6 protein-coding genes are annotated in these 4,431 nt (G+C 72.0%); 4 read left to right on the forward strand and 2 right to left on the reverse strand.

Going from position 1 to position 4,431, the window contains the following annotated elements; translation table 11 throughout:
- The 4 genes from H7I41_RS26805 to H7I41_RS26820 form a co-directional block, all read left to right on the forward strand.
- Window positions 1-233: hypothetical protein (locus tag H7I41_RS26805; RefSeq protein WP_264015679.1), on the forward strand; the 233-nt coding region annotated here is incomplete at its 5' end.
- Window positions 234-445: 212 nt separating this feature from the next.
- Complete coding sequence (locus H7I41_RS26810) at window positions 446-787, forward strand: rhodanese-like domain-containing protein (protein WP_264015680.1); 342 nt, start codon at window positions 446-448, stop codon at window positions 785-787.
- Window positions 788-845: 58 nt separating this feature from the next.
- Window positions 846-1,877, forward strand: coding sequence for a DUF4328 domain-containing protein (locus H7I41_RS26815; protein ID WP_264015681.1), 1,032 nt, complete (start codon window positions 846-848; stop codon window positions 1,875-1,877).
- A 25-nt stretch (window positions 1,878-1,902) separates the two neighbouring features.
- Entirely contained in the window at window positions 1,903-2,745 is an 843-nt protein-coding gene (locus H7I41_RS26820) for a glycerophosphodiester phosphodiesterase (protein WP_264015682.1), read from the forward strand.
- Between the two features lies 1 nt (window position 2,746).
- Here the strand turns inward: H7I41_RS26820 and H7I41_RS26825 are convergent, their stop codons facing one another.
- Both H7I41_RS26825 and H7I41_RS26830 read right to left on the reverse strand, forming a co-directional pair.
- Entirely contained in the window at window positions 2,747-3,292 is a 546-nt protein-coding gene (locus H7I41_RS26825; protein WP_264015683.1) for a ferritin, read from the reverse strand.
- Between the two features lie 130 nt (window positions 3,293-3,422).
- A partial coding sequence (locus H7I41_RS26830) for an LCP family protein (RefSeq protein ID WP_264015684.1) occupies window positions 3,423-4,431 on the reverse strand: 1,009 nt, incomplete at its 5' end.

Consider the following 4,431-nt stretch of genomic DNA (forward strand, 5'->3'; position numbering starts at 1 on the left):
CCCCAGGAGCCGATGTCGGTCTCCGCGCCCCCGCCGCCGGTGGCGTGGGCCGCGACGCGGCCGGGCCGCGGCGCGCGCGGGCATGGGAACCGGCGTCCTCGCGGCCGTCGTCGGCGTCCGTCGCAACCTGCCGGCAGGGCCTGCGCCTCCCCGCGGCCGGCCACGCCGCGCAACCCCGCCCGGCCCGGACGAGGATGTCCTACGGCGACTGGCCTGACGCATCGGGTAATTAGCTCGGGGTGTTGATCACCGGCCCGTCGGGCACCACAGGTTATCCACAGCGACTCCCATCGTCCGCGCAGACTTCGCGGCTCACGCGGCGTTCGGGCAGTTCGACGCCCTGTGGATAGACCTGTGGAAACTGTGGATAGCCCGGAGATTGCTGCCGCCGCGATGTCCCGGTCGCTGGATGCGGCGGCCGGCCGGCCGTGCCAGCATGGGGGACATGGACGACGTGGAGGTCGCACAGGCCGACGTCGCGCAGTTGCCCGAAGCCTTCGACGACTCGGTGATCCTGCTCGACGTACGCGAGGACGACGAATGGCAGCGGGGGCACGCCGCCGGTGCGCGGCACATCCCGATGGGCGACGTCCCGTCCCGGCTTGCCGACATCGACCCTGGTGCCCAGCTGTACGTGGTGTGCCACGCGGGTGGCCGGTCACAGCGGGTGGCGCAGTACCTGGTCCGCAACGGGTACCAGGCGGCCAACGTCAGCGGCGGGATGCTGGCCTGGGCCGGCGCAGGCCGTCCTGTCGTCACCGACGACGGCGGCGTCGGCAGCGTCTGACTCGGGGGTGCCCGACCGACTGCTCTGCCACCGACGCCGCCATCGCTAGGCTGGTCGGATGATCCAGGTGTGTTCCCGCTGCGGGACGCGGTGGAACGTGCGCGACCGACAGCGGCAGTGGTGCCCGCGCTGCCAGGGCACGCTGCTCGCGCCGTCGGGTCCCGCGCCGGGCTCGGAGTGGAGCGCGCAGCCGAGCGAGGCGGCAGCGCGACCCGGGGGTCAGGCGCCGCCGAAGATTCCCCCGGGCTACCGCTGGATCGCCGTGCGGCCCGGCGCGCCGCCGCAGCAGCGCCGCAGGCGCGGACCCCTGGGCCCCACGCCGCGCTACACCACCATCCCGCCGTGGGGGCTGGTCGAGTACTTCCCGCCCGATGAGCAGCAGGACGAGCGCACCCATGCCGGGCCCTCCGTGCGCGCGGTGCGCCGCCTGCTCACCGCGACGACGATCGCCTTCGGCGTCGCCGCGTTCATGCTGCTCATGCGGTATGTCCTGCTGCTGGTCAACCGCGGCATGCTGCTCAACCCGTGGCTGGCCGACGGCGTGACCTGGCTCGGCATCGTGGCAGCAGTGGTCGCCTTCTTCCTGCTGCTGGCGCTGGCGATCGTGCTGTCGAACTGGCTGATCGCCCGCCGGGCGGCGGCCTTCGCCCACCGCGGCCAGACGGATCCCCGGCCGGCGTGGGCGCTGCGCTGGGGGTGCCTGCTGCCGTTCGTGAACCTGGTCTGGGCGCCGGTGTTCGTCTACGAGCTGGCCCGGATCGAGAGCCGCGTCAGCCTGATGCGGCGGCCCCTGCTGGTGTGGACGATCCTGTGGATGCTGTGCACGATCCTGTCCGTCGCCGCGTTCGCGACGAGTTTTCCCGACACCCCGCAGGGCGTCGCCGACAACACGGTCACCACGACGGTCGCCTACCTGCTGTCCGTGGCGGTTCTGCTGCTGACGAGGCGGATCTACCTGGGCTTCGAGCGCGCTCCGGTGGAGCGGGCGGCCCGACGCTGGGTGCTGGTCCCCGACGACCGGACGGCGCAGTCCGACGCCCGGCCGGAAGAGGAGCGGATACCCGAATCGGCCGTTGCGGTTGAGACCTGAGGGCAGCACCCGGCAGCATAGCCCTATGGATTCGGGCGATGCCGGAACCGCCGGGGCGGCGGAGTCCGGTCCGGCGCTCGGTGGACACCCGTTCGTCGTGGCCCACCGGGGTGCCTCCGCCGACCGCCCGGAGCACACGCTGGCGGCCTACGACCTGGCGCTGCGGGAGGGTGCCGACGGCGTGGAATGCGACGTTCGGCTGACCCGCGACGGTCACCTGGTGTGCGTGCACGACCGCCGGGTGGACCGCACGTCCTCGGGTAGCGGGCTGGTCAGCGAGATGACACTGGCGCAACTGCGTGAGCTCGACTTCGGGTCGTGGCACGCCGGCGGCGCGAACGGCGACGCCGGGCTGCTGACCCTCGACGACCTCGTCCGCCTGGTGCTGGACTGGCACCGGCCGGTCAAGATGTTCATCGAGACCAAGCACCCGGTGCGCTACGGCGCACTGGTGGAGAGCAAGGTGCTGGCGCTGCTGCACCGCTACGGCATCGCCGCGCCGGCGTCGGCGGATCTGTCGCGCGCGGTGGTCATGTCGTTCTCCGCGGCGGCGGTGTGGCGGATCCGGCGGGCGGCGCCGCTGCTGCCCACCGTGCTGCTCGGGGAGACGTCGCGCTACCTGGGTGGCAGCGCGGCCACCACGGTCGGCGCGACGGCGGTGGGGCCGTCGATCGCGACGCTGCGCGAGCACCCCGAACTCGTGGACCGTGCGGCCGCGCAGGGCCGCGCGCTGTACTGCTGGACCGTGGACCACTACGAGGACGTGCAGTACTGCCGCGACCTGGGGGTCGCGTGGGTGGCGACGAACCACCCCGGCCGGACCAAGGACTGGTTGCAGAACGGTCTGACCGGGGCGGAACGGGACTGATCTACAGGTTGCCGCCGGCGGCGCGGGGCGCGGTCGGATCGGCGGCGGGCACGCTGATCTCGCGCGCCACGAAGTCCTCGAGGTGGAACAGGTCGGTGCCGGCCCGGTCGGCGATGCGCACCAGGGTGGTCATCGTGGCGACCTCCTCGACCTGCTCCTTGAGGAACCACTGCATGAACTGCTCGCCGAGGTAGTCGCCCTCGTCGCGGGCGACGCTCGCCAGCCGGGAGATCTGCTCGGTGACGGCACGCTCCTGGTCGAGCGCCAGCTTGAGCGCGTCGCGCGGGGTGTCGAAGCGGTTGCACACGCCGTCGACGCCCGGGATCGCCACGTCGACGTCGCGGTCGAGCAGGTACTGCACCAGCATCATGGCGTGGTTGCGCTCCTCGACGGCCTGGCCGTAGAAGTGCTTCGCCAGCTGCGGCAGGTCGGCGCCGTCGAAGTGCACCGCGATAGCGATGTATTGCTGGGCGGCGGTGAACTCGCTGCGCACCTGGTCCGTGAGGAGCTCGTGGAACTTGGTGTCGAGTGCGCTGTCATTGCTCATGAAAGCGAGGATATAGCAGGTCAGAGGGGGTTGTCAGCAAAGGTCTGCCTTATTGAGGCGAGGTTTCCCTAAGTGCTGTGGCCGCGGTCACGCAATTTCGGTGGCGTTTGCTGAGGGCACCTAACCGAACTCACGGCTGCGTGTCGATGGTGTCGGCGGGGATCGGAGCGTCGGTGGCGAGGGCCTCGAAGAGCCGGCTCGCCGCTTCGCTGTTCCACACCACGACGGCACCGGACTCGCTGCCGGTGAACTCGCCGATGGGCACCGTCGTCGTCGTGACGTCGCCGCGCAGCGCCCACGCCAGCCTCGCCAGATCCCACACGTGCGCGCCCTCGTCGACCGCCAGTGCGCCGCCCGCCGCATGAACCAGCGGATACCACCGCAGCGGGTTCAGCAGCACCGAGGGGCTGGCGGCGCGGTGCAGCAGCGCCGACATGAAGGCGCGCTGATTGGTCATCCGGTCGAGGTCGGCGCGCGGGGTGGCACGGGTGCGGACATAGCCGAGCGCATTGCGGCCGTCGAGCTCCTGACAGCCCGCGGGCAGGCTGATGCCGGCCAGCGGATCGTCGATCGGCTCGGGCGGGCACATCGTCACGCCGCCGACCGCGTCGACGGCCTCGGCGAATCCGTCGAAGCCGATCTCGCCGTAGTGGTCCAGCCGCAGCCCGGTCGCCTGTTCGACCGTCTGCGCCAGCAGCGGCGCGCCACCGATCGAGAAGGCGGCGTTGATCTTGTCCTCGCCGTAGCCGGGGATGGGCACGTAGGAGTCGCGTGGGATGGACACCATCGTGGTCGGCGCGCTCGAGAGCAGGCCGGGGACGTGGACGAGCAGGATGGTGTCCGTTCGGCCGACCCCGATGTCGCCGCCCGTCGCCAGCTCGGCCTGTTGTTCGGGGGAGAGGTGCTGGCGGCTGTCCGAGCCGACGAGCAGCCAGGTGGTGCCGCGCCCGGCGGCGGGCCGGTCGGGGTAGTTCGACAGCGCCGGGATCCGGTGCAGCGAGGTGTCGATCCACACGGCGGCGCCCACGAGCGCGAGCACCGTGACCAGCAGCAGTGAGCCGACGATCCGGCCCCGGCGTCGGCGCCGCCGGGGCTTCGCCACGGGTGCGGGCTGCCGCGGGGGCGGGGTCGCGGGCCTG

The organism is [Mycobacterium] manitobense (genome assembly GCF_025821665.1).
GTDB lineage: Bacteria > Actinomycetota > Actinomycetes > Mycobacteriales > Mycobacteriaceae > Mycobacterium > Mycobacterium arseniciresistens.

Excerpts from the sequence above, each read along its gene's own strand:
- H7I41_RS26815 (WP_264015681.1), top strand. The coding sequence starts at position 846 with ATGATCCAGGTGTGTTCCCGCTGCGGGACGCGGTGGAACGTGCGCGAC.
- H7I41_RS26825 (WP_264015683.1), bottom strand. The coding sequence starts at position 3,292 with ATGAGCAATGACAGCGCACTCGACACCAAGTTCCACGAGCTCCTCACG.
- H7I41_RS26820 (WP_264015682.1), top strand. The coding sequence starts at position 1,903 with ATGGATTCGGGCGATGCCGGAACCGCCGGGGCGGCGGAGTCCGGTCCG.
- H7I41_RS26810 (WP_264015680.1), top strand. The coding sequence starts at position 446 with ATGGACGACGTGGAGGTCGCACAGGCCGACGTCGCGCAGTTGCCCGAA.